The organism is Amycolatopsis sp. lyj-23, from assembly GCF_046549135.1.
Taxonomy (GTDB): domain Bacteria; phylum Actinomycetota; class Actinomycetes; order Mycobacteriales; family Pseudonocardiaceae; genus Amycolatopsis.
Map to the genome: position 1 here is coordinate 1 of NZ_JAJPWN010000065.1, position 548 is coordinate 548.

Annotated in this window: 1 protein-coding gene; it reads right to left on the reverse strand. The window is 66.2% G+C overall.

Going from position 1 to position 548, the window contains the following annotated elements; genetic code table 11:
• Window positions 1–86 precede the first annotated feature (86 nt).
• Window positions 87–548, reverse strand: a 462-nt coding sequence (locus tag ACLJPY_RS50200; RefSeq protein ID WP_410598097.1) for a tyrosine-type recombinase/integrase, incomplete at its 5' end; no start/stop codon positions are given.

A 548-nucleotide genomic window follows, 5' to 3' on the forward strand; every position in this document is an offset into this window, starting at 1 on the left:
GTCTGGTACATACCGTTCTCGGCCATGATCTCGCGCAACCGCCAGCTGTAGCTGACCGACCGCTTCTTGCCCGTCATCGACTCTCCTCACTCCCAGCCCAGAGCTCGGTTGATCGTCCCATCCAGCACCCGCCGCAGCGTTCTCGTGCGGAAATCCGAGGACACGCACGTGTAGATCGAGGTCGTGCTCGCGTGGTCATGACCGACCTGTTCCTGCACGAACCGAGGATCCCAGCCGTCCTCAATCAGGTGCGTGACGTAGGAGCGGCGCAGTGAATGGAAGTCCAGCGCGGGGTCCAGGCCGACCGCGTCGCGGTAGGCCGCCAGCTGCCGGTTGAGCTGCTTGTTCCCGATCCGCAGGCCTCGCTCCGAGGGCCACTGCGCCGGATTGCCGTCCACGCCGAGCAGCGGCCGCACCTCGGTCGACCACTGCTCGACGACCTCCGCGACCCATTCCCAAACACACAGCACGCTGCGCCGCTTCGGCGGCGAGCCCTTCTTAGCCTTCCCGTGCCGGACGTCGAGCACTCCGTACTCGCCGAACTCCGG